The following is a 1,692-nucleotide window of genomic DNA, read 5'->3' as shown; positions in this document are numbered from 1 at the left end:
GAGCTCATGCAAACGAACACTTCATCATCAACACATTTAGATCCACAGCTCCCCTTTGGGGCGACCGTCGGGCTGGGATTGCGCCGTGCGCTGCTCAACACGCTTCGTGACGCTCCAGTCGGGGATTTCGATTTTCTGGAGGTTGCTCCAGAGAATTGGATCGGCATCGGCGGCGCTCATGGTGAGGCTTTGCAGTTGCTGGCTGAACGCTATCCGCTGTCATGCCATGGCCTGTCACTGTCGCTGGGTGGCAGTGCGCCGCTGGACGAATCTTTTCTTGAGCAAGTCCGCGGGTTTCTTGATCGCTTCAACGTGCCGTTCTATAGCGAACACCTCAGTTACTGCAGTGACGATGGCCATTTATACGACCTGCTACCGTTGCCATTCACTGAGGAGGCCGTTCATCACGTTGCTGCGCGCATCCGCCGTGCACAGGACATTCTCGGTCGTCGTCTTGCTGTAGAAAACGTCTCCTACTACGCCGCTGCTCATCAGGACATGGACGAACTGACGTTCACCAATGCAGTGCTTCGCGAGGCCGATTGCGACCTGTTGCTCGATGTTAACAATGTGTACGTCAACTCAGTGAACCACCGCTTCGATCCAGCGGTTTTCCTCGCCGGCCTGGAACCAGAACGCGTAGTCGCCATGCATGTGGCTGGCCATTACGACGAAGCTGATGACCTGATCATCGACACCCATGGTGCTTCGGTCAAACCGGTAGTCTGGTCATTGCTGGGCCAGGCTTATGACCTTTTCGGCGTGAAGCCAACCCTGCTGGAGCGCGATTTCAACTTTCCGTCCTACGACGAACTGGTGGCTGAGCTGAACACCATCAGGCGCTTGCAACGCGACGCAAATGCTTTGTTGCGGGTGACTGTCGATGGCTGACTCCCCTTCAAGTTTGCACAGTCAGCAGCTCGCGCTGACCCGGTACCTGCGTGACCCGGACAGTTATGCGCCGCCTGCGCAGATGAATCCCGAGAGAGCGCAGGTCTATCTCAACCTGGTGTTGAACAATCTGTTGGGGTTGCTGGGTGGGACGTTTCCGGTGCTGGTTGCCGTGCTGGGTGATGCCGGTTGGCGTGCACTGGTACGACGTTTTTTGCGTGATTACCGCGCGCAAACGCCACGCTTCGGAGAAATTGCTCGTGAGTTTGTAGACTTCGTAGCGAGCCTGGAAGACTCGCCCGGCTTTGAGCATCCCTGGTACCCGTTCTTGCCTGAATTGGCTCATTACGAGTGGGTGGAGATGGCGCTGCAACAGTTGGACGCTGCGCCGTTAAAAGCCAGTGATGCGGCGCATTTACTCGACCGTCCCCTCAGGCTTTCCCCACTTGTCTGGCCGCTGGCTTACACCTGGGCCGTACATCGTCTTGGGCCAGGTCATCTGCCTTCTGAACCGCCAGAACAACCAACGTTGCTGCTGATCAGCCGTGTGCCGAGTGGCCAGGTGCAATTCTCCCAGGTCAGCCCTCTCGCGTTCCGTTTGTTGCAGCGGATCGAGCAGTTCCCTGACATGGATGGTCGAGCGCAGTTGCACGCTTTGGCTGCGGAGGCTGGTGCTTCAGACGTGATCGGCTTCGTTGCTGACGCACTGGTGCTGCTGCGCCAGCTGCATGCGCAAGCTGCCGTCGGGGTAGCCGCGACACCCGTTTTGAAGCTGTTGTCCTGACTGACGAGCAAAGGCTG

Annotated in this window: 2 protein-coding genes; both read left to right on the top strand. The window is 57.7% G+C overall.

The window, feature by feature from the left end; all coding sequences use genetic code 11:
* Positions 1 to 6: 6 nt before the first annotated feature.
* Positions 7 to 891 carry an HvfB family MNIO-type RiPP peptide maturase gene (locus OQK_RS00485; protein WP_038860099.1) on the top strand — a complete coding sequence of 295 codons (885 nt, stop codon included), beginning with the start codon at positions 7 to 9 and terminating at the stop codon, positions 889 to 891.
* On the top strand, positions 884 to 1,675 hold the full coding sequence (locus tag OQK_RS00480) for an HvfC family RiPP maturation protein (protein ID WP_016770634.1): 792 nt from the start codon (positions 884 to 886) through the stop codon (positions 1,673 to 1,675). Before OQK_RS00485 ends, OQK_RS00480 begins: the two co-directional genes overlap by 8 nt.
* The last annotated feature ends 17 nt before the right edge of the window (positions 1,676 to 1,692 follow it).

Origin of the sequence: Pseudomonas sp. R62 (assembly GCF_000257605.1) — a bacterium.
Classification (GTDB): domain Bacteria; phylum Pseudomonadota; class Gammaproteobacteria; order Pseudomonadales; family Pseudomonadaceae; genus Aquipseudomonas; species Aquipseudomonas atacamensis.
The sequence above is the reverse complement of the archived record's forward strand: the minus strand, read 5'-3'. Positions and strand labels throughout refer to the sequence as shown.

Bases quoted from the DNA above. Each gene is read 5' to 3' on its own strand.
- OQK_RS00485 (WP_038860099.1), top strand. From the start codon at position 7: ATGCAAACGAACACTTCATCATCAACACATTTAGATCCACAGCTCCCC.
- OQK_RS00480 (WP_016770634.1), top strand. From the start codon at position 884: ATGGCTGACTCCCCTTCAAGTTTGCACAGTCAGCAGCTCGCGCTGACC.